Source organism: Amorphus suaedae (assembly GCF_053629675.1).
Map to the genome: position 1 here is coordinate 2,591,636 of NZ_JBRJIT010000001.1, position 21,993 is coordinate 2,613,628.

At 66.2% G+C, this 21,993-nt stretch carries 18 protein-coding genes; 9 read left to right on the forward strand and 9 right to left on the reverse strand.

Going from position 1 to position 21,993, the window contains the following annotated elements; all coding sequences use genetic code 11:
- From AB7M35_RS11580 to AB7M35_RS11595, 4 genes are read left to right on the forward strand one after another with little or no spacing between them, the layout of a single operon-like run.
- Window positions 1–933, forward strand: coding sequence for a 3-keto-5-aminohexanoate cleavage protein (locus AB7M35_RS11580; protein ID WP_453960713.1), 933 nt, complete (start codon window positions 1–3; stop codon window positions 931–933).
- Between the two features lies 1 nt (window position 934).
- A complete protein-coding gene (locus tag AB7M35_RS11585; protein ID WP_453959911.1) occupies window positions 935–1,429 on the forward strand; it encodes an N-acetyltransferase family protein in 495 nt (164 codons plus the stop codon).
- Window positions 1,426–2,448, forward strand: a complete 1,023-nt coding sequence (locus AB7M35_RS11590) for a histone deacetylase family protein (protein ID WP_453959912.1) — start codon at window positions 1,426–1,428, stop codon at window positions 2,446–2,448. Before AB7M35_RS11585 ends, AB7M35_RS11590 begins: the two co-directional genes overlap by 4 nt.
- A gap of 23 nt (window positions 2,449–2,471) precedes the next feature.
- Window positions 2,472–2,819: a RidA family protein gene (locus AB7M35_RS11595; RefSeq protein ID WP_453959914.1), complete on the forward strand. Its 348-nt coding sequence runs from the start codon at window positions 2,472–2,474 to the stop codon at window positions 2,817–2,819.
- 29 nt (window positions 2,820–2,848) lie between these two features.
- Here AB7M35_RS11595 and AB7M35_RS11600 read toward each other — a convergent pair whose 3' ends face one another.
- Both AB7M35_RS11600 and AB7M35_RS11605 read right to left on the reverse strand, forming a co-directional pair.
- Window positions 2,849–3,679, reverse strand: coding sequence for a hypothetical protein (locus tag AB7M35_RS11600; protein WP_453959916.1), 831 nt, complete (start codon window positions 3,677–3,679; stop codon window positions 2,849–2,851).
- 105 nt (window positions 3,680–3,784) lie between these two features.
- Window positions 3,785–5,800 carry an NfrA family protein gene (locus AB7M35_RS11605; RefSeq protein ID WP_453959919.1) on the reverse strand — a complete coding sequence of 672 codons (2,016 nt, stop codon included), beginning with the start codon at window positions 5,798–5,800 and terminating at the stop codon, window positions 3,785–3,787.
- Between the two features lie 656 nt (window positions 5,801–6,456).
- Between AB7M35_RS11605 and wecB the strand changes: the two genes are divergently transcribed.
- From wecB to AB7M35_RS11620, 3 genes are all read left to right on the forward strand, one after another.
- The gene (gene wecB / locus AB7M35_RS11610; RefSeq protein WP_453959921.1) at window positions 6,457–7,587 is read left to right on the forward strand and encodes a non-hydrolyzing UDP-N-acetylglucosamine 2-epimerase; all 1,131 of its coding nucleotides are present in this window, start codon (window positions 6,457–6,459) and stop codon (window positions 7,585–7,587) included.
- Window positions 7,588–7,677: 90 nt separating this feature from the next.
- Window positions 7,678–9,876, forward strand: coding sequence for a hypothetical protein (locus AB7M35_RS11615; protein WP_453959924.1), 2,199 nt, complete (start codon window positions 7,678–7,680; stop codon window positions 9,874–9,876).
- A gap of 9 nt (window positions 9,877–9,885) precedes the next feature.
- Complete coding sequence (locus AB7M35_RS11620) at window positions 9,886–12,045, forward strand: glycosyl transferase family protein (protein ID WP_453959927.1); 2,160 nt, start codon at window positions 9,886–9,888, stop codon at window positions 12,043–12,045.
- A 38-nt stretch (window positions 12,046–12,083) separates the two neighbouring features.
- Here AB7M35_RS11620 and AB7M35_RS11625 read toward each other — a convergent pair whose 3' ends face one another.
- From AB7M35_RS11625 to dctP, 5 genes are all read right to left on the reverse strand, one after another.
- On the reverse strand, window positions 12,084–13,595 hold the full coding sequence (locus tag AB7M35_RS11625; RefSeq protein WP_453959928.1) for a malonate--CoA ligase: 1,512 nt from the start codon (window positions 13,593–13,595) through the stop codon (window positions 12,084–12,086).
- A complete protein-coding gene (locus AB7M35_RS11630) occupies window positions 13,592–14,965 on the reverse strand; it encodes a malonyl-CoA decarboxylase (protein WP_453959929.1) in 1,374 nt (457 codons plus the stop codon). Before AB7M35_RS11630 ends, AB7M35_RS11625 begins: the two co-directional genes overlap by 4 nt.
- Entirely contained in the window at window positions 14,962–16,290 is a 1,329-nt protein-coding gene (locus AB7M35_RS11635) for a TRAP transporter large permease (RefSeq protein ID WP_453959930.1), read from the reverse strand. Before AB7M35_RS11635 ends, AB7M35_RS11630 begins: the two co-directional genes overlap by 4 nt.
- Complete coding sequence (locus tag AB7M35_RS11640) at window positions 16,287–16,856, reverse strand: TRAP transporter small permease subunit (protein WP_453959932.1); 570 nt, start codon at window positions 16,854–16,856, stop codon at window positions 16,287–16,289. Before AB7M35_RS11640 ends, AB7M35_RS11635 begins: the two co-directional genes overlap by 4 nt.
- Window positions 16,857–17,036: 180 nt before the next feature.
- Window positions 17,037–18,032, reverse strand: a complete 996-nt coding sequence (gene dctP / locus AB7M35_RS11645; protein ID WP_453959933.1) for a TRAP transporter substrate-binding protein DctP — start codon at window positions 18,030–18,032, stop codon at window positions 17,037–17,039.
- A 175-nt stretch (window positions 18,033–18,207) separates the two neighbouring features.
- Here dctP and AB7M35_RS11650 point away from each other — a divergent pair, with 175 nt between their 5' ends.
- Window positions 18,208–18,897, forward strand: a complete 690-nt coding sequence (locus tag AB7M35_RS11650; RefSeq protein WP_453959935.1) for a GntR family transcriptional regulator — start codon at window positions 18,208–18,210, stop codon at window positions 18,895–18,897.
- A 28-nt stretch (window positions 18,898–18,925) separates the two neighbouring features.
- On the opposite strand, the gene AB7M35_RS11655 is transcribed toward AB7M35_RS11650, so the two are convergent.
- Both AB7M35_RS11655 and AB7M35_RS11660 read right to left on the reverse strand, forming a co-directional pair.
- Window positions 18,926–19,630 (reverse strand): GntR family transcriptional regulator, encoded by a 705-nt coding sequence (locus AB7M35_RS11655; protein ID WP_453959937.1) that lies wholly within the window; start codon window positions 19,628–19,630, stop codon window positions 18,926–18,928.
- A gap of 28 nt (window positions 19,631–19,658) precedes the next feature.
- Window positions 19,659–20,345 carry a DUF2848 domain-containing protein gene (locus tag AB7M35_RS11660; protein WP_453959938.1) on the reverse strand — a complete coding sequence of 229 codons (687 nt, stop codon included), beginning with the start codon at window positions 20,343–20,345 and terminating at the stop codon, window positions 19,659–19,661.
- A 285-nt stretch (window positions 20,346–20,630) separates the two neighbouring features.
- Here AB7M35_RS11660 and AB7M35_RS11665 point away from each other — a divergent pair, with 285 nt between their 5' ends.
- Window positions 20,631–21,914, forward strand: a complete 1,284-nt coding sequence (locus AB7M35_RS11665) for an ABC transporter substrate-binding protein (RefSeq protein WP_453959941.1) — start codon at window positions 20,631–20,633, stop codon at window positions 21,912–21,914.
- Window positions 21,915–21,993: the final 79 nt, after the last annotated feature.

Sequence of the window (21,993 nt, forward strand, 5' to 3'; positions counted from 1 at the left end):
ATTTGTGTGTCGAAAATCATCATCACCTGCGCGGTCACCGGCTCCATCCACACGCCGTCGATGTCGCCGCACCTGCCCGTGACCGCCGACGAGATCACCGCGCAGGCGGTCGATGCCGCCGAGGCGGGCGCCGCGATCCTGCATCTGCATGCCCGTGATCCGGCGACGGGCCGGCCCTCGCCGCTGCCGGAGGATTTCGGGGCGTTCCTGCCGCGTCTCAAGCAGGCCAGCGACGCGGTGCTCAACCTGACGACCGGCGGCAGCGCGACCATGTCGCTGGACGAACGGCTGGCCGCACCGAAGCGCTTCGAGCCCGAAATGTGCTCGCTCAACATGGGCTCGATGAACTTCGCGCTGTACCCGGCCGCGGCGAAGATCGACACCTGGAAACACGACTGGGAAAAGCCGTTCCTGGAGTCGTCCGACGACCTCGTCTTCAAGAACACGCCGCGCGACATCGCACGCATCCTGACCGAGCTCGGCACCGAACGCGGTGCCCGCTTCGAGTTCGAGTGCTACGATCTCAGCCATCTCTACATGCTGCGCCACTTCGCCGACCGTGGGCTGGTCGAACCGCCGTTCTTCATCCAGTTCGTGTTCGGGGTGCTGGGCGGGGCTGGCGCCGATCCCGCCAACCTCATGCACATGAAGCTGATCGGCGACGGGCTGTTCGGCGCCGACTACGCCTTCTCCGTCCTCGCTGCCGGACGGCACCAGATGCCGATGGCGACCATGGCCGCAACGCTCGGCGGCCATGTGCGTGTCGGCCTGGAGGACAGCCTGATGATCGCGCGCGGGACGCTCGCCCGTTCCAACGCCGAGCAGGTCGCGAAGATCAGACGGATCGTTGCGGAACTGGGGCGTGAGCCGGCGACGCCTGCCGAGGCGCGCGACATGCTCGGCCTCAAGGGTGCGGACCGGACCGCGATCTGACATGAGCGACATCACCATCAGGCTGGCCGAAGCCAACGACACAGGGCAGTTGGACACGGCACTGCGCCACCTCTCCGAGGCGATCGGGGACCCCCATGGCGCCACGCCGGAGCAATTGCGGGAGGCCGGTTTCGGGACCCATCCAGCCTTTCGGGCGCAGATTGCCGAAGCCGGCTGCTCGGTCGTCGGGATCGCCCTCTATTCGCCCGTCTTCTCCACGGTTCGTGCCGGCGCTGGCCTCTACGTCTCCGACCTTTGGGTCGCCACGTCGGTGCGCGGCGCGGGTCTGGGCCAACGCCTTCTGGCGGCGGCGGCCCGGGATGCGGAAGCCGTCTGGGGCGCGAAGTTCCTGAAGCTCGTGGTCTACGACGGCAATTCGCGGGCGAGGACCTTCTACGACCGGCTCGGGTTCATCGCCGCCAGCGGCGAGACCACACTGACACTCGATGCGGCGGGCTTCGCGTCGCTCGCGGCCAGCCAGGACAGGTACCGATGAAAGCGATCTTCGACGAACGCCAGTGGCGCCACGATCCGAAGCACTTCATGGCAAACGGCACGATCCTGCCCAACCCGGAACAGCCGCGGCGGATCGAGGTGCTCCGCGCGGCGGCCAAGGCCGCCGGCTGCGTGTTCGGCTCTCCTTCGGACGCGGGGACCGGACCGATCGCCGCCGTTCACTCCGCCGAGTACCTCGCCTTCCTGAAGACCATCCATGCGCGCTGGCGGCGGATCGAGGGAGCGGGCGCCGAGGTCATCCCCAACATCCATCCGGCCAACCGAAGCGACTCCTACCCGAAGTCCGCCGTCGGCCAGGCTGGCTATCATCAGGCCGACACCGCCTGTCCGATCGCCGAAGGCACCTACGAGGCCGCTTACTGGTCGGCGCAGAGCGCCATCGCCGGGGCAGACCTTGTCGCGGCCGGCGAGCGGAGCGCCTACGCGCTCAGCCGTCCCCCCGGCCACCACGCCTTCGCCGATCTCGCCGGGGGCTTCTGCTTCCTCAACAATTCCGGCATCGCGGCCGAGCGACTGCGCGCGGCCGGCCGTCGGCCGGCGATCCTCGATGTCGACGTCCACCACGGCAACGGCACCCAGGGTATCTTCTACAGCCGCGCCGACGTCCTGACGGTCTCGATTCACGCCGATCCGGTCCGCTTCTATCCGTTCTTCTGGGGCCATGCGCACGAGCGCGGCGCAGGCGACGGTCTGGGCTTCAATCTCAACCTTCCGCTGGAGCGCGGCACCGCCGACGACGCCTTTCTCCAAACGCTGGACCTCGCCTTCGAGCGCATTGTGGCCTTCGGAGCCGACGCGCTGGTCGTGGCACTGGGTCTCGACGCCCATGTCGACGACCCGTTCAAGGGTCTCGCGGTGACCACGCCAGGCTTCGCCCGGATCGGTGCGGCAATCGCGGGGCTTGGGTTGGACACGCTTTTCGTGCAGGAGGGCGGGTATCTGTCTGACGCCCTTGGCGACAACCTCACCCACGTACTGCAGGGCTTCGCGGAAGCCTGAGCCCTGCCCACCCAGAGGACACAATGAGCGACATCATCCGACACGAGACCGGCCCCCGCATGAGCCAGGTCGTGATCCACAACGGCACCGTCTATCTGGCTGGCCAGGTCGGCACGCCGGACACCACCGTGGCCGAGCAGACGAAGACCATCCTCGAACAGATCGACGCGCATCTCACGACCGCGGGCACCGACAAGACACGGATCCTGCAGGCCACCATCTGGCTCGCCGACATGGCCGATTTCGCCGAAATGAACGCCGTCTGGGACGCCTGGGTGGCACCGGGCCATGCGCCGGCCCGCGCGACCGGCGAAGCCAAGCTCGCCACGCCGAAGCACCTCGTCGAGATCATCATCGTCGCCGCGCAGTAGCACCGGGCCGGACGGCCCCCGCCGGCGGGTCAGTCGGCTTCCAGAACCTTGTCGACGAGTTCCTCCGACACGTAGTGCGGTCCGTCGAACAGATAGGTCTGGAATCCGTCGTAGGCATCGAGCTGTGAAACAAGTTCCCCGGCGGTGGCGGAGCGAAAACCGCCGCCGGGGTTCGGCCGGAAGGCTTCGGCGATGAGCCGGAACCGTGCCGCTCCCAACCTCCCGCGCATCACCTCGGCATAGTCGCGCGCGACTTCGGGCGAGCGGGCGAAGACGCCGACACCGTCCTGGAAGTACACCCCGACATCGCCGGGCAACCACGTCTCCAACCAGTCGACCAGCGTGTCAGGGCCGATGTTGGAGTTGTCATAGACGCTGATCCAGAGCGGACGCGGCAACTGATCGAGCAGCGGCGCGATCTCAGGCGCCTCCGTCCAGGTTGGATCCACCTCCACGGGAAAATAGAAGCCGGTGACGTTCAGCGGCGTCTTCAGGGCGGCAACCTGCCGGGACCGCGCCACGAGCTCCGCCACATGCGCGCGCGCCCAGGGCTCGTCATAGGCACCGGCGAGCCCGAGGATCACGTCCTTCGCCCAAGGCTCCCGCGCGATCCGCGACCAGTCCGGAAGCGGCGACACCGGCGTCTCCGACAGACCCGCAAAGAACGCCACGTCCCCGGCGACGCCGAACTGCACGACGAGCGTGCGCGCACCGAGGCGGTCCCAGTTGCCATCCGGGCGCACGGTCGCGCGATCTGGCTGCCACAACACTCCGGCGATCTTTGCGCTTTCGGGCTCCGACCACCATCGCAGTCCGGCAAGGGCCCCGGCCAGAACCGCGAGCGCGAGGGCAAGCGCCACGGCAAACTTCCACCTCATAACCATGCTTCCCGACCGCCAGGACCTCGTTGACCGGTCACGCCAAATTCTGACCGCCTGCCGATCGCCGATCGAGAGCGCCCGGGGCTAGTAGTAGAAGGTGATGCCGCCGAACAGGCCCTCTGCACGGTCGTCGCCGGTGAGTTTGGCGTGATAGCGGATGCTGGCATCCACATAGGACCGCGGCGCATTATAGGTGTCCTCGCGAAACCAGTAGCGCAGCGCGATGCCGGGTCCCGCACCAAGCGCCTCCGCCGTTGCCAGCGAGCTGTCATAACTCTCGGAGATCCCGACGAAGGGTGTGGCCACCAGCCGGTCGCTGATCCCGTCGAGGCGGAAGCTGCGGCCGACCCGCGCGTCCGCCAGCGCAATCGTCTGCGGGTTCTCCAGGTAGTAGTCCACCTCTCCGTAGACCTGCCACATCCACCAGGACGGCACGTCCACGCGCAGGTCTGTTCCCATCCCTTCGGAAAACGCGGTGCGCAGGACGGTGTCGTTGCGCGCATCCGAACCGAGCTTGACGAGCTTCGCCACTTCGAAGACCAGGTTCCAGTCCTTCAGAGGCTTCCAGCGCGCACCAACCATGCCCTGCTGGGTGCTGAAGCCGGTGGGGCCGCCCGACTCGTCGTGCAGGGTGATGAAGTCACGGGCGAAGAACTCGAACAGCGCGCCGTCGCGATAACCGATCACCGGCGGTCGCCAGAAGACCTCCGCACCGAGCTGGGTGATGGCGGAGCCGTTGGTGAACGATGAAACGCCCGAGCCGGCCTGAGCCGCACCGAGCGGGGCATGCGACAGCGTCAGATAGGCGCCCCAGACGCGCGTCAGGTCGGAGACGTCACGCCGGATCGCAAACAGCGTCGGATCGTTGATGTCCTGCCCGGCGGCGACGGCATCGTCGATGCCCGACTTGAAGTAACCAACCGCATCGGCATTCTGAAAAGCGTGCTTGGCGGCATAGGCCGCATCGAAATTGACCGTGCCGTGCACCTTGCCGGCCTCGCGGGCCGCATCGAAGGCGGCGAGGGCCGCGGCGTCCCGGCCGACATTGGCGGCGGTGTAGGCGCGATCGAGATCGGAAAGCGCCGCCAGGGCGCCGGCCGCATTCGCCTCGTCGAACAGACGGGCGGCCGCCGCCTTGTCACCGGCGGCCGCCGTCGCCCGGATCTCGCCCGCAACTGCGGTAGCCCGGTCGGTCTCGTTTGGCGCAACGAGCCTTGCCTGGCGATAGGCCGATGCGGCAGCGGTCCAGTTCTCAAGGTCTGCTTCGGCGACCGCCATGCGGGAGACGACGTCGTAGCGGTCCGGGTCAGGCAGAGTACCGAGAACGGCAAGCGACTGATCGGGATGACCGGCGGCCGACAGGGCATCGGCCAGAAGCAGGCTGTAGCCCCGGTTACCGGGAGCAAGGCGAACCGCCGTGCGTGCGCTGGATATCGCCTCGTCGTAGCGGCCGGCGTCGTAGGCGCGGTAGGCGGCCTGCGCCGCGACGAACGACGGATCGGGCCTGCTTGCAACGATTGCCGCCTTCGCGTTGGCCAAGAGCTTGCGGTAGGCGGCGTTGCCCGGGTCGAGCCGGAGCGCATCTTCCGCCCGCGCGACCGCGCGCTCGTATTTGCGCGCGGCATAGGCGGCATAGGCATCCCGGGCCGCGAGGAAGGCGGGCGTGGGGCCCTCGGGTCCGGCCCGCAGCATGGCCAGCGTCTCCTGGAGCCGCGTATCGGAAGGAGTCGACGCGAGATAGCCCTCGATCGCCGCCTCTGCCTCATCGCGCCGCCCCGCCGCGACGAGGGCGTCGACGAGCAGATATTTCAGCCTTTGTACGTCCGGCCGCTGGCGCAGTGCCTCACGCGTATGGGCGATCGCCGCGTCGTAGTCGCCGGCGTCCAGCTCGGCGTAGGCTTTTTGCGCAAGAAGATAGGCCGGCCCCGTCAACGGCAGCGGGACGATCTCGACACCGCTCTCTGTCGGCTCGGCCGCAGGGGCCGCGGCTGGTTCGCCGTCGGGCCGCGCGGCATTCGTCGAGGACCCGGTCCCCGGACCGGCGGTCTCCGGCGCAGCACCAGCCTGCCCCGGATCTTGCGCGAACGCCGAAGGGTTCACGAATGCGCCGCAGAAAAGCGGGCCCAGGACAAGAAGGCATCCCAAGGGACCGCGGGCAGGCAGAAGCCAGCGCGCAGGCAACCGCCAAGCGGACCGCCCGCCTTTGCGCGAGGCCGACCGCGGCGCTTTACCAGATCGCAAGATCTCCACCTGTACCCTTGCCTTTCCTGCGTGTGCGCCTCTGAACGGGCAAGAGACCGCCCTGCGCGCCATCTCAGGAGCCGGAGCGATATGCCGGTCTCCGAGACGGGCCAGAAGCACCGACAAGAGCCGGTCGGCCGTACCGACCGGACGGCAGCGGCTGCGCGAATCAATTTCCGACCGCGAATCGATCATCGAGTCCCGCGAGTCGAGCGTCCAGCACTTCCCGCCCGAGCGAGACTTCGAACAGCCATCTGCCCGCGGCCGGCGCCGCCCCGCCGCGCGTCGGGCGGCGCCCGCTGATTCAATCTGCCGCAGGCAACGCATTGGCCAGAGTCGACAGGAGGGCCTGCCGGACGTAAGAGCGTGCTCGCAATCGGCTTGGAGCGTGCAACCCCGCCAGGCGGCGGAGTGGCGATCTCGGCGAGCCGCAAAACCAAGCCCGCCAGGTCGTCCCGCGCACGGTGTCAGGTCGTGGCTGGACTCGCGCCACGGCGGCACGTCAGGTGATTTCTGTGAAAGTCCTCTCCGTTTTCGGAACCCGGCCGGAAGCCATCAAGATGGCGCCGGTGGTGATGGCGCTCGAAGCAGACCCGACCATTGAGTCGGTGGTCTGCGTTACGGGCCAACACCGCGAAATGCTCGAACAGGTTTTGAACCTGTTCCACATCCGGCCCGACCACGATCTTCAGATCATGACGCGCGACCAGTCGCTCAATGGCCTAGTCGCCAAGGCCATCAGCGCGGTGGATACGGTGTTGGCCGACGTTCGGCCCGACCGTGTTCTGGTGCACGGTGACACGTCCACGGCAATGGCGGCCGCGCTCGCCGCTTTCCACCGCCATATCCCGATCGCCCATGTCGAAGCGGGACTGCGGACATTCGATCTCAGCCAGCCGTGGCCGGAGGAAATGAACCGCTGTGTCATCGACCTGGTAGCCGACCTCCTGTTCGCCCCGACCCACACCGCGAAGGAAAACCTGAAGCGAAGCCAGGCCGCCGGACGCATCTTCGTCACCGGCAATACCGTGATCGACGGGCTGGAAGCGACCCTTGCGGCGATCGAGGCCGACCCCGCCCTGCTCTCACGCCTAACGGAGCAGTTCGCCTTTCTCGACCCGCTGCGGAAAATCATCCTCGTGACGGGGCATCGACGCGAGAGTTTCGGCAGCGGCTTCGAGAACATCTGCCGGGCGCTGACCACGCTTGCTGCGCGCGACGACGTGCAGATCGTCTATCCGGTTCACCTCAACCCCAATGTGCAGGGTCCCGTCCGCGCGATGCTCGGGACGCAAGGCGCGATCCACCTGCTCCCTCCGCTCGACTATCTGCCGTTCGTCTACCTGATGCAGCGGGCACATGTGATCCTGACGGATTCCGGCGGCGTACAGGAAGAGGCGCCCTCGCTGGGCAAGCCGGTGCTCGTCATGCGCGACGTGACCGAGCGGCCGGAAGCCGTCACCGCCGGCACGGTGCGGCTGGTCGGAACCGACCCGGATCGAATCGTGACAGAAATTTCACGTCTGTGCGACAGCGAGGCCGCCTATATGGAGATGTCTCGCATCACGAACCCCTACGGCGACGGCCACGCGGCCGAACGCATCGTCGCCGCGCTCAAAGGGAACATGATCGAGGAGTTTAACTAACTCCACCCGCCGCGCACGACCGCATCGATAGCGCCCCAAACGCGCACGGCCGCTTTTTGCTGCCTCAAGAGAAAAACATAAGTCAGCTTCATGATCCGATTGACGCCGAACGCCCGTACCGCAACGCTCGGGGCAATTGCCCTTCTGGCGTCCGCACTCGCCGCACATGCCCAGGATGCGGATTCCGCTTCCGTCGTTTCGGCGCTCGAGGCGCTGCAGGCCGATACCTGGGTTACGCGCAGCTACACCTTCGCAGACATCGGCCTGACGAAGCCCGAAACGCTCGCGTCCCTCGACGCGAGCCGGCTCGTCTATCTGCCCGTTCCGACCGGCCTCGACATCAAGGATGCCGAGGTTTCCATCGAGAGCCGCTTTTTCCGGGCCGACGATCGCCGGACGACCTTCGTCGTGTCCGTGGACGGATATCCCGTGGCGGCCCGCGCGCCGACGTCCGCAAAAGGACCGCTGGATCTCGTGATCGGCGTGGACGCCGCGGCGCGGCCGACCGGCTTTGTCGAACTCGGCTTGCGCTGGTCGGTGGCAACGGAAGACTATTGCAGCGAAGCGCGCGCGATCGGCGACCTCATCTCCATCGATCCGTCCTCCCGCTTCCAGTTCCGCTATGACACCGCCGGCATCACCGACCTTCTGACGGCCTGGAGCGCGCTTCCGTCCAAACCCGTCGTCCTGGTTTCCGGAAAGTCCACGCCCTCCGAGGTGTACGACGCGGCATGGCGCATTGGCGTCACGCTCGAGCACCAGGGCAAATCCCCCACTTTCCGGACGTTGCCGGACGTTGGTGACGACGTCGACATCACCGATCTCGAGGTGCCCGCCGCCCTGAGCGGTCTCCCGGCGTTCGCGAGCCTCGGCGGCAAGGGCATCCACACGATCCGGGACAAGGCGGAACTTGGCGCGCTGCTTCTGTTGCCGACGAGCCCGCTCGCCGCTGATCTCGCGATCGCGGATCCGGCACTCCAGGCATCGATCGGCGATGCGCTGGATGCCCTCGCGCAACAGGTGAGCGGCGCGGATGCGCAGGCAGCCTTCCAGAAGCTTCGTGACGGCGCAGCCAGCTTCGTGCACACCGACCCCGGACCGACGGTCAGCCTCGCAACCCTCGCAAACCGGCCGCTGATGGCGATACCCCCTGGCGGCGCGGGCAACGCAGCGACCCTTTTCGGCAGTTTCTGGCGCAAGCTCGCGGAATCGCGCTCGATAACCGTCAACGCGATTGATCCGAACGACACCGACAGAGACAGTATCCCCCTGGTCCAGCTCGGCGGCACCCGGGGCACCTTCAACGTGCTCGCGCAATCGGACTGGACAACGGTTTTCGACTTCAGCTCCGTCGCCGCCAAGGGCCTGCTGCCGTCCAGCGTGGTCATCGACGTCGCTGCGGCGCCCGGGGCATCGGCCTCCTCGCCCGTCGCATCGGTCCTTCTCAACGACTATCTGCTGGGTGCCGCACGGCTCCCGGAAGACGGCAGCTCGACCGAGATCACGGCTGCGATTCCCGCCTACGCGCTCGCTGAGAGCAACCTCCTCACCGTTCGCGTCCAGCGGCAGCCGTCGAGCTATAACTGCTCGGAGACGCCTCAGGCATTTCCGGCAGAGGTGCTGCCCACAAGCCGCATCGTTCTTGGCAAGCCGGGCCGCCTGGAAGGCTTCGTGGCTGCGGTCGCAGGTCTTGCCGTCAATCCCCGGCTGATCGTCCCGGCAAGCTATCTGGCAGACCCCGAGGCCTCGCTTCCCCTCGTGGTGCGCGGTGCCGACTCGACCGGCCTTTCCGTCCAAAACACCCGTTTCAGCGCCGTGGATTCGCCTGTCGCCGTCGACAGCTCCTTCCTTGCGTTCGGGAACACCGTCGCTGGTGCCAACTCCAGCGTCTCAGTTGAGAACGGACGCCTGGTCGTGAAACGCGACGGTGACGTCGTGATCGATGCCCAGCCGATCGACGAACTCGTGGTGGCCGAAGCGTTCGACCTCGAGGGTCAGAGGGGCATTCAGGTGCGCACGCTCGGAACGTCGTTGCCGACGGTCAGCCATTCCTTCCGATTTGGTCGCGACAGCGTGGCCATCATCACGCCCGACGGTTCCATCCTGACCCCCACCGCGGTGCGTAAGGCGGACACCGTCGAGGACAGCGGGACGGTGACCGAGAAGGCAGAGAGCCTCCTTCTCAAAGCATGGGAGGCGCGGGTTCCCATCGCCGCGGCCGTCGTGATCCTTTTCGTTCTCATGGTGCTGCGTGCCGTGTTTGCGCGCCGTCGCGCGAAGAAGCACTGACGCAAGACGATGTCTCTCTACGCGCCGTACTTATTCGCGTCCTACTACTCGACGCTGGAGTGGCTGATCGGGCTCATCAGCCTGATCATCCTCATCTCCAGCGTCGACGACCTCTTCATCGACGCCTGGTACTGGTCACGACGCATCTGGCGTTCCCTGACGGTGTGGCGGACGCACAAGCCGCTGGAGGCAAGCCAGATCCTGGCGCGGCCCGAGCAACCGATCGCGATCATGATCCCGGCGTGGCTCGAGTACGACGTGATTGCGCCGATGCTCGAGAACATGGTCAACACGCTCGACTACGGCACCTACACGATCTTCGCCGGGACCTATCGCAACGACGAGCGCACGATCGCCGAGGTGGAGCGCATGCGGCGGCGTTACGGCCAGCTCGTTCGCGTGGAAGTTCCACACGACGGGCCGACCTGCAAGGCCGACTGCCTCAACTGGATCATCGCCGCGATCTTCGGGTACGAGAAGACACACGGCACCGAATTTGCCGGCGTGGTGCTGCACGACAGCGAGGATGTTCTCCACCCGCTCGAGCTGCGGTTTTTCAACTATCTCCTGCCGCGCAAGGACCTGATCCAGATCCCGGTCACCTCGCTGGAGCGCGACTGGTACGAGCTGGTTGCCGGCACCTACATGGACGAGTTCGCCGAATGGCACGCCAAGGATCTCGTCGTTCGCGAAAGCATGTCCGGCATGGTGCCCTCGGCGGGCGTCGGGACATGCTTCTCCCGCCGCGCCCTCCTGGTGCTGTGCGAGCGCGATGAAAACCAGCCGTTCAGCGTCGAAAGCCTGACCGAGGACTACGACATCGGTGCGCGCCTGTCGGCCTACGGGTTGCAGGGCGTGTTCTGCCAGTTTCCCGTCCGCTACGAGGTCTCCCGGCACACCTGGTTCGGCTATGGACGCGACAAGCGGAACCGCATCGAGATGCCGATGTGCGTGCGCGAGTATTTCCCGGACACGTTCCGCGCGGCCTATCGACAGAAGGCACGCTGGACCCTCGGAATCGCGCTGCAGGGCTGGCAGCAGATCGGCTGGCGCGGCGGACTGGCAGAACGCTATCTGCTCTTTCGCGACCGCAAGGGGCTGGTGACCTCGTTCGTCAGCATCATCGCCTACCTGCTCGTTCTGCAGGTGATGATCCTCTACTTCTGCTCCCTCTTCGGCATCGCCACGCTGCGGTTTCCTGCGGTCATCGCGCCCGATGGCTGGGTTGCCCTGGCACTCAAGGCAAACGCCGTCGCCCTGTCGCTACGGGTGGTCCAGCGGATGTATTTCGTCGGCCGCATCTACGGCTGGGAGCACGCGCTGCTGTCGGCGCCGCGCATGGTCATCGGCAACTTCATCAACTTCTGTGCAGCGGCACGCGCCTGGCGCCTGTTCCTGGCCAACTACCTGTTCGGAAAGAAGCTGGTCTGGGACAAGACCATGCACGACTTCCCATCCTTCGAACTGACCGCGAACCGCAGCCAGCGACTGGGGGAACTGCTGGTGTCGTGGAGGGCGGTCGACGATCGGGTGCTGACGGAAGCGCTCGTCGATCAGGCATCAACCCACCTGCCACTGGGCCGGACGCTCATTCTTCGCGGTGCGCTCGACGAGGACACCCTGGCAGAAGCCATGAGCTTCCAGAACGGGCTGCCGCGCTGCCGGCTAAGCGAGGCGATGGTGAGGGCCCATGCGGAGCTTCTGCCGCTGCGTGTGTGCGTGCATTGCGGAGCGGTGCCGTTCGGCCGACAGGCAGGCGGCAAGGTCGAGCTGGCGATTACCGGCCCGCTCTCGCCAGACCACGAACGGGAACTCGCGGAGCACCTGCCCGATGGCTACGCGCTGAACATCGCGACCGAGAGCGAGGTAACCTCCGCGTTGCGCATCCTCTCCGGCGGCGATGCGCCCATCGATGATCAGCCCGCAACTCCGCTGCTCGGCGAGCTGCTGATCGAATCCGGCCTGATCTCTCCGTTCGACCTCGACCTGGCGATCGCCGCCTACGATCCGGGCAGGCACGGCAAGATCGGTGAATTCCTGGTGGAACGGGGGCTGCTCACACCCGAACTCCTCGCCAGGGCCGTGGCCGAGCAGCAGCGGCTGTTCGAGGCGCACCGGCGTGACGGCAACGCTTCCGCCGCGGAGCCGGCGCCCCAACCCATCACCTGACAGGTCGGAACGTCACCGCAGCTCGGCGCCAGCGGGCCTCACGAGAACAGCCCGGAATAGGAGTCGCGGAGCAGGTTCTTCTGAACCTTGCCCATCGTGTTGCGGGGCAGTTCGTCCACAAAAACGATCCGCTTCGGCTGCTTGTATTTCGCCAGTCGGCCCTGCAGGGAAGCGAGGAGCGCGCTTTCCTCGATCGCCTCGCTGGCGACCACGACGCCCACGACGCCCTCGCCGAAATCAGCGTGCGGCACGCCGATGACCGCGCTTTCCACCACGCCCGGATACTCGTCGATGAAGCCCTCGATCTCCTTCGGATAGACGTTGTAGCCGCCCGAGATCACCAGGTCCTTGTCCCGCCCGACGATCGTCAGATAGCCGTCGGCGTCGATGACGCCGAGATCGCCGGTGATGAAGAACCCGTCCTCGCGAAATTCCGCCGCCGTCTTCTCCGGCATCTTCCAATACCCTGAAAAGACGTTCGGCCCCTTCACCTCGATCACGCCGATCTCGCCCTGCGGCACGGGCTCTCCGTCCTCCTTGCCGACGATGCGCACCTCGGTGCCCTTCAGCGGGAACCCGACCGTTCCGGCCCGGCGCTCCCCGTCGTAGGGGTTGGAGGTGTTCATGTTCGTCTCGGTCATGCCGTAGCGTTCGAGGATCCGCTGGCCGGTTCGCTTTTCGAAGGCGACGTGCGTGTCGGCGAGGAGCGGGGCCGAGCCGGAGGTGAAGAGCCGCATGTGCCCCGCCAGCTCGCGGGTCAGCCGCGGGTCGGAGAGCATGCGGGTGTAAAAGGTCGGAACGCCCATCATCGATGTCGCCCGGGGCATCTGGGCAAAGATCTCGTCGAGATCGAACTTCGGCAGGAAGATCAGCGATGCACCCGCGACCAGCGCGGTATTGGTCGCCACGAACAGGCCATGGGTGTGGAAGATCGGCAGGCAGTGCAGCAGCACATCGTCCCGCGTGAACGCCCATGTGTCCTTCAGGACGCGCGCGTTCGACAGCAGGTTCTCATGGCTCAGCATCGCCCCCTTGGAGCGTCCGGTCGTCCCCGACGTGTAGAGGATGGCCGCCAGGTCGTCGGCTCCGCGCGGCACCGGATCGAAGGACGTCTTCGCGTCGCTTGCCTGGTCGGCGAGCGTGCCGTCCTTGCCGGACTTGCCGAGGGTCAGCACTGCCGCGCCGGCCTTCTCGGCAATGCCGGACAGGGCTCCCTGCGTGCCCGGATCGCACACGAAGACGCGCGGTCCGGCGTCGTTGAGGAAATAGTCGATCTCACTGGATGTGTAGCCGGTGTTGAGGGGGAGGAAGGCCGCTCCCGCACGGACCGTCGCCACATAGAGGATCAGCGCCTGGACAGACTTTTCAACCTGCACCGCCACCCGGTCGCCAGGCTCGACACCATTCGCGACCAGAACGTTCGCCATGCGCGCCGACATCGTGTCGAGGTCGCCGTAGGTGAAGCGTTCGCCGCTCGTGAGCTCCGCGAAGGTCCGCTCGGGCGCGGCCAGCCCGGTGTCGAGCAGCCCGTTGAAAAGGTGGTTCGTCATGCGGCAGTCTCCGCGGAAGCGTCGGTGGTGGAGGTCTGTGCGGCGCGCGCAGGCAGGAGGTTCATCACCTGCCGGCTCGCGGCAATCGTGCGGGCATCCGCGTAGGCTTCGTGGCGTTCCTCCACGCGCGGCAGGTCATAGAGGTAGTTGACCATCAGCCCGCAGGCCTGCCGCAACCCTCCCGGGGACGCGTCGCCCAGATGCATGATGCGATGCAGTTGCGCGCCGTTGCCGAGGTGGAACCGCGAGACCGGATCCAATGGCTGGCCGTCGCTCCGCTTGGCCGTGAGGAAATAGCGCGCCGCCAGCGACAACAGCCCCTCCTCCGCCTGCTCGGCGGTTTCCGGGTCGCTGGCCCAGCCCTGACCGGCAACGATGGCGATCGCCTGCTTCTCGTCCGCCTCCAGCCGCGCCACGGTGGATTTAGTCAGGCTGTCCAGCCACTTCGCGAAGGTCGGGACCGGCGACAGGGTCACGAACGTCTTGAGGGTCGGCACGCTCTCCTTCAGATCCTCGGCCACCTGCTTGATGAGGAAGGAGCCGAACGACACGCCAGCCAAGCCCTTGTGGCAGTTGGAGATGGAGTAGAAGACCGCGGTCTGCGCGTCCTCCAGCTCGATCCTTTCACGGTCGCTGGCAAGCAGCGTGTCGATCTTCGCCGGGATCTCGCGGGTGAGCGCCACCTCCACGAAGATCAACGGATCGTCCGGGATCGAGGGATGGAAGAAGGCGAAGCATCGCCTGTCGGCCGGCTCCAGGCGCTCGCGCAACGCATCCCAGTCGTCGATGGCGTGCACGGCCTCATAGGCGATGATCTTTTCCAGGACCCGGGCAGAGGTGTCCCAGTTGATCGGCCTAAGGACCAGGAAGCCGCGATTGAACCAGGATCCGAACAGGTGCTGGAGGTCGAGGTCGACGGACAGGAAGCCATCGCCGCCATCGCGTACCAGCGGAAGCAGCCGCTCGCGCAGCCGCACCAGTTCGGCGGTTCCGCCCGGCGCCAGATTGAGACGGCGGAAGAGTTCCTGCCGCGGCGGCTCGGCCTCGGCTTGCAGACGCGCGAGCGCGTGATGGTCCGGATGGGCGGCATAGGCGCTTGCCGCCTCGGCAAGGCGGGGGGCATCCGGGGAGAACCGATCGGCCAACATCTGGAAGAACGCCGGCATCTCGTCGTCCTCGAGGGCGCTCACGCCCTGGAGGATGTCTGCCGCTATGCGCACCCCGGTCGCTTCGCCGCGCGAACGGACGAGCTTGCTGCACAGGTCCTTCAGCTCGTCGACCGTCAGCCGTTTCTCTGCGGGCCTCTCGCCCAGCCAGGACCTGCGGGCGAGCGTTCCCAGGAGATCGGACAGCAGAGACACGCCGCTCATAGACTAGGCCCCATCACCAGGTTCGGAAGGAAGAGAGCGATTTCCGGGAAGACGCACAGCACGACGATTCCCAGCACCATGCACAGCACGTAGGGAAGCGAGCCGCGCAGGATCTGACTCAATGAGATGTCGGGCGCAATGCCGTTGATGACGTAGAGGTTAAGGCCCACGGGAGGCGTGATGAGTCCGATCTCCATGTTGATGGTCAGCACCACCGCGAACCAGTAGGGATCGAAGCCGGCACCGGTGATGATCGGGATCAGGATCGGCGCCGTCATCAGGATCACGCCCACCGGCGGCAGGAAGAACCCGGCCACCAGCAGGAACACGTTGACGATCGCCAGCAGCACGTAGGGGTTCACGTCCATCGCGGCGATGCCCTGGGCCACCGACTGGGTGATGAACAGCGACGACAGCGCGAAGGCGAAGATCTCGGAGGCGCCGATGATCAGCATGATCATCACACTCTCCTTGAGCGTGTCGCGGAAGATCACCGGCATCTGCCGGAACTTCCAGCTCCTGGAAAACACGCCGTAGATCAGCACCACCAGGATCAGGCAGAACAGCGCCCCGACGCCCGCCGCCTCAGATGGCGTCGCGACGCCCCCGTAGAGGGTGAAGAGCACCCCGACGACTATGGCGAGGAACGGCAGCACGCGCGGCAGCGCGCGGAACCGCTCGCGCATGGTGAAGCGCTTGGCGAGGTCGGTCAGGCCGAGGCCACGCCGCTTGCAGGCAATGACGGTCCACACCATGAAGAACACGGTGAGCATGAAGCCGGGCACCAGACCCGCCAGGAACAGCCGCCCGATCGAGGTCTCGGTGGCGATGCCGTAGACGATCATGGTGACCGAGGGCGGGATCAGGATTCCGAGCGTCCCGCCGGCGGCGATCGACCCCGCGGCGATCTCGGCCGGATAGCCGCGGGCGCGCATCTCGGGGATGCCCATCTTGCCGATCGCCGCGCAGGTCGCCGGCGAGGAACCCGAGAGCGCCGCGAAGATCGAACAGGCCCCCAGATTCGACAGAACGAGGCCGCCCGGCACCCGGTTCAGCCACCGGTCGAGCGCCTCGTAGAGGTCCTTGCCGGCCGGCGAGGACGCCACCGCGGCGCCCATCAGGATAAACATCGGGATCGAAACGAGGCTGAACGACGAGAGCGAGGTGAACATCTGCTCGCCCAGCGTTTCCAGGAACGAGCCTCCGTAGACGGAATAGAGCCCGCCGAGGGCGACGAGCCCGAGGGCGAAGGCGATCGGGGTGCCGATGCTGAGCAACACGAACAGCCCCGCCAGCATGAGGAGGCCAGAGGTCATCGGGCTCATGTGCGGGTGCCCTCCGAATTGTGGATCGTCCCGGAAAACGGAGCGGTGCCTGACGCAAGAAGCGGGTCGTCGCCGTCATCCCGCGGACCGAACACGAGGAGGTTGATCAGTTCGGCGGCGTACTGGAGCGCCAGCAGCGCCGTGCCGACGAACATGGGGGCGACCGGGATCCACAGCGGAATGGACCAGACCGTTTCGGTGCGCCACGCGTTGACCCAGGCTTCTTCCACGAAGAACCAGGCGCTGTAGGCGAGCAGCAGGACGAAGACGAGCGCCGCAAGGCTGCTGAAGGTTTCCAGGACGATGCGACCACGGCGACCGGCGGCGAGCGGCAGCAGATCGACATTGACGTGACCGCGGACCATCAGGGTCCAGGGAGCGCCGAGGAACGTCGCGGCGACGATCGCGTAGGTCGTGTACTCGGTCTGCCAGACGGTCGAATGACCGAGCGCGTACCGCACGAACACCATATGGCTGACCGAAAGGACCGCCGTGAACAACAGCACGGCCGCCACCACGCCGGCGATGCGCGACATGAAGGATACGACAGCTACGAAGCCGCGCATCGGCACTCTCCCCCACACGAGCGATTTCGGCGCGGACACACGGGGATCCGCGAAGCCGGATAGCGCTCAGGCACATGAAACAGGAGCCGGTTTCCGTCGGGTGCTCTCGATCCGCCCCCGCCGCAAAGGCTCCCGGAAAACGAAGGGCGGGACCTGTGCGGCCCCGCCCGGATGGACCCGCTATTTGACGGCGAGGGCCTGGTCGATCAGTTCCTGGCCGTTCGGCACCTTCTCGGCGAAGTTCTTGTAGGAGGTCTCCTTGGCGATCTTCAGCCAGGCGTCGTAGTTCTCCTTCGACATCTCGACGACCTCGACGCCGGCCTTCTTGTAGATCTCGATCAATTCGCTATCGAGCTTGGCGGCTTCCTCGGCGAAATAGGCCTCCGCCTTCTTGCCGGCCTCGAGCAGCGCCTGCTGCTGCTTCTCGTTCAGCTTGTCGAAGGAGCGCTTCGACATCAGGATCGGCTCGTACATGAACCAGAGGGCATTCTCGCCCGGCGCCGTCAGGCACTTCGAGACTTCGTAGATCCGATAAGAGACCAGCGAACCCGAGGACGTGTTCGCGCCGGTGAGCACGTTGGTCTGCATGCCGGTGTAGATTTCAGAGGACGGCATGGAGGAGATCGAGGCCCCCGCGCCCACCAGCATCTCCTCGAACGCCGGTCCGGCGGCCCGGAGGATCTGTCCCTTGGCGCTGTCAGGCGTCGTGATGCACTCGGTGGACGACACGAACCCGCCGGCCAGCCACGCGTCCGCCAGCACGATTGCGCCGGCCTTCTCGATGGACGCCTTGATGGATTCCATGAACGGAGAATCGTTGAGGCGCTGGGCACGCTCGTGGTTGCCGACCAGACCCGGCATGAGCGTCGCGGAGAACTCCGGATGGCGTCCGGAGGCGTAGTCGAGCGGGAAGGCGGTGATGTCGACCTGCCCTTTGGTCACGGCGCCCCACTGGTCCCTGGCCTTGAAGAGCGACTGACCGGGGAAGACCTGCAACTTGAGGCCGACATCGTCCTTGGCAATCTCGTCGCCAATCATCTCGACCATGACGTCGCGAACGTCGCCCTTGCCGCCCGGCCACTGATGCGAGGCCCGCAGCGTGATGTCTTCGGCGTAGGCACCGCCGGTCAGCGCAGCGACGCAGACGGCGGACAGGATTGCAGATTTTACAGTCATTGGTGTTCCTCCCTCTATCCGTGCATGTCCCGCACGTTGAGGGCAGGCAACCAGCTGTTGCATGCGATGTCAATGCAGTTGTATACGATTTGAGACGGCGCTTCCTCTCGAACTCCGAGACGGATGGCGACCGAAAGCCGCTCTGAAGGTACCAGGAGTTGCCGGCAGTTTCCCGATGACCACGCCCGCACCCCGTTCCCGCGCCTCCCGCTCGCGCGTCGTGGACATCCGCGATGCGCTCGAGCACGAGATCCTGACCGGAACGCCTCCGGCCGGAACGCGGCTCGACGAGCAGGCGCTCGCGCGGCGGTTCGGCGTGTCGCGCACACCGGTGCGAGAGGCCGTGCGCCAGCTCTCCTCCACCGGGCTTGTCGACCTGATCCCCAATCGCGGCGCCTTCGTTCGACGCATGTCGACCCGCGACCTGATCCAGATGTTCGAGGTGATGGCCGGCCTGGAAGGCATGGCGGGGCGGCTTGCCGCGCGGCGCGCCGAACCCGAGGCACTCGAGCGGCTGGTCGCCAGCCTGAAGGCGTGCGAGGCGGCGGCCGCCGCCGGCGATCCCGATGCCTATTATGCCGAGAACGGCCAGTTCCATGCGATCATCTACGCGGCCAGCGGCAACGACTATCTCACCGCGGAGGCGACCCGCCTGCATCAGCGGCTGATGACATATCGGCGCCTGCAGCTCCGCGTTCCGCGGCGAATGGGACAGTCGCTGGCCGAGCACCGTGCCATCGTCGAGGCCATCACGACCGGCGACGCAGCTTCGGCGGAGACCGCACTGCGTGACCACGTGACGATCCAGGGCGAGCGCTTCGCCGACTTCGTTGCGATCCTGCGTACGAAGGATGCTGCCGAATAGGCATCCGACGGCCGGCGGCCGCCAGCCGTCAGATCTGACGCGTCACGTTGGTCCGGAACGCTTCGATATGAAAGCGCATTGCAGCTTCGGCCGCGTCCGGATCATGGGACGCGATCGCATCCACGATCGCGGCATGCTGTTCGCAGACGCGGTCGTTGTGATCCGGCGCGCGCAGCGACACGAACCAGAACCTTTGGGCCCTGTCGTGCAGGTTGCCGAGGAAGTCGGACAGGATCGTGTTGCGGCCGGCCGATGAAAGCGTCGTGTGAAACGCCCGGTCCAGCCGCATCATCTCCGCGACGTCCCGTCGCCGGGACGCGTCGCTCATGCGATCCAGATTGGCACGCAGGGCGTCAACGTCTGCCCGATCGGCATGGTCTGCGGCCAGTCGGACACAGTAGGTTTCGTTCACGAGACGCACGTCGATGATCTCCAGCGCCTCGTCGAGGCTCAGGGGACGCACGATCACGCCCTTGCGGGGCAGAACGTCAACCATCCCCTCGAGCATCAGCCGGTCGAGCGCCTGGTGAACAGGCGTCCGGCCAATGTCGAGAGCGGCGCTGACCGCAGCCTCGCTCAGGACCTCGCCCGGCCGGAGTTCACAGGTGATGATCTGCTGCTTGATCGCCTCGTAGGCCCGCTCGCGCAGCGACTTGCGGTGACGGAGCCCGTCACGCGCCGCTCCCGCCTCGCCGCCCCGTTCCGCCTGCTCGCCGACGCCCATAGCCTGCATGTCATTCTCCCCCGCTGCGGCCATACGCTCAGCCGAGATCAGGCAACGACTTCACATCGTAGGCGCAGGACAGTCCCCGGTTGAGGATTGGATCCCAGAGTTCGCATTCGAAGCGGGTTCCAGGCCGAATCCCACCGATCGCAGGCAGCGTTCCACCGAACATCACGGTTCCCGGCTGGAGCGATCCGCTCGCGCTGTAGCCTGCCATCAGCGTCTCCGCCGATAGCATGCCCGCGACCGGCCCCTCCTGATAGAGCACCCGTTTACCGTCGATGACGGCATGGCTGCGCACGAGCAGCTCGTCCCAATGGTCCTTCACTTCGTCGTAAGGCCAGACGGTTGCGCCGACCGGCTTGTCGCACAACTGCTTCGACAGGGTCACGCCCGACGTTTCCGCCTCGCGGTCGGTGTGGTCCGATCCGACGCCGACGTAGAGGCCGTCTGGCGCGGAGATCAGTACGAACTCGACTTCACCGCTCGACGCCCCGCCGAGGCACTCGATCTCATCGGCCGTCGACAGACGGCTCGCGGAAACGCGGTAGAACATCGGTGTCTGTGGCGGGCGCTTGACGCCCAGCGCCTCCAGCTCGGCGATGTGATGTTCCATCGCTTCCTTGTTGCGACCGGTCCAGCCCGCGATGACGAGGTCCGTGACGGCAACGGTTCGCTGGCGCGGGCCGGCGAGGCTCTCGATGTGAACGGCAAGTTCAGTCATGTCAGTCGCCCTTCCCTCGCATTCCCATGGCGCTTGGCCGCTCATCGCGGTGTTGCGCCGATTGGCAGACGAAGCCCGCCCGCCGATTGGCGCAGAAGCGTGCCTGCCCGCAATTCCATCACTAAGATGAACTAATACCCTTGTGAAATTTCACAAGTTCTTTTTAGATGGAATCGTGTTCCGGCGCGAGGGCGCGGTTCCATGCCTTCAACAGCCTCCTCGCGCGCAGACAGTCTGGTCGAGCACGGAGCGTGTGTCGGCCGCGAATCACGAGGGAGAACGAAGATGCGGAAACTTGCCGCGACATTGGGCGCAGCCCTGATCATCGGCGCCGTGCCGGCCTTGGCGCAGGACAAGCCCGCCGAGATCGGCATGGGCGTTTTCACCTTCACGTCCGGTCCGGCGGCCGCCTACGGCATGCCCGGGCGCAATGCCGCCGAGCTGATGATCGACCAGATCAACGCCGCCGGCGGCATCGGTGGCGTGCCGATCGCGCCGACCTACGTCGACGAAGCCCAGGGTGGTGAAGGCGTGGTGTCGGAGTTCCGCCGTCTCGCGGAAGACACGAAGATGGACGTCATGGTGGCCGCGCTTTCGAGCGGCAACTGCATGGCGCTCGCCCCGGTGGCCGACCAGCTCAAGATGCCGATGGTCACCTGGAACTGCGACACCCATCAGCTTTTCCTGAAAGAGAAGCACGACTACGTCTTCCGGCCGAACTCCTCGACCATCCCGGAATTCGTGGCCTATGCCGCCTATCTCGCCGAGAGCGATCCGGAGGCCACCCGGATTGCCATCATCAACCCCGACTACGCGTTCGGGCACGATGCCGCGCAGATCTTCACCGGTGCCATGAAGGCCTTCAACCCGAAGACCGAGATCGTCGCCGAGCTGTTCCCGAAACTCGGCTCGCCGAGCTTCAACACCGAGATCTCGCGCATCGCAGCGGCGCGGCCTGACGTGATCTTCTCCAACCTCTGGGGCGCCGATCTGGAGAACTTCATCCGGCAGGCAAGCGCCCGCGGCCTGTTCAAGACCTCCAAGGTCGTGCTGGCGCTGGGTGAGTCGGCCCTGCAGCGCACCGAGCTGCCGGACGGCGTGATCGTCGGCGTGCTGGGTGACGGCTGGTGGATGTCGCCGGACGCCCAGGCCAACGAGGAGACGAAGAAGTTCGTCGCCGACTACAAGGAGAAGTTCGGTGAGTATCCGGTCTTCCCGTCCATGAAGATGGCCAACACCATCCTCGCGGTGAAGGCCGCCTACGAGAAGGCGATCGCGGCGAGCGACGGCTGGCCGACGCGCGACGACCTGCGCGACGCCCTCGAAGGCCTCGAGGTGACCAACCTCACCGGCACGGTGACGGTGCGCGAGGACCATGACGGACTGGTCGACCAGATCGTCGGCGTCACCAAGAAGACCGATGACTACGACTTCCCCGTCATCGCCGACATGGCCCGGTATCCGGCCGCAAAGATCACGCCGCCGGTCGGCGAAGACCCGATGGAGTGGATCGGCACGCTGACGCCGGACTTCGCGGCGTCCCTGCCGAAGGCCGGTTCCTACAAGTAGGCCGGCCCACCGGCCCTTTGGTCACACCCAAGCACCGGACGGGGACGACACGGTCGCCCCGTCCGGATTGATGCCAGCG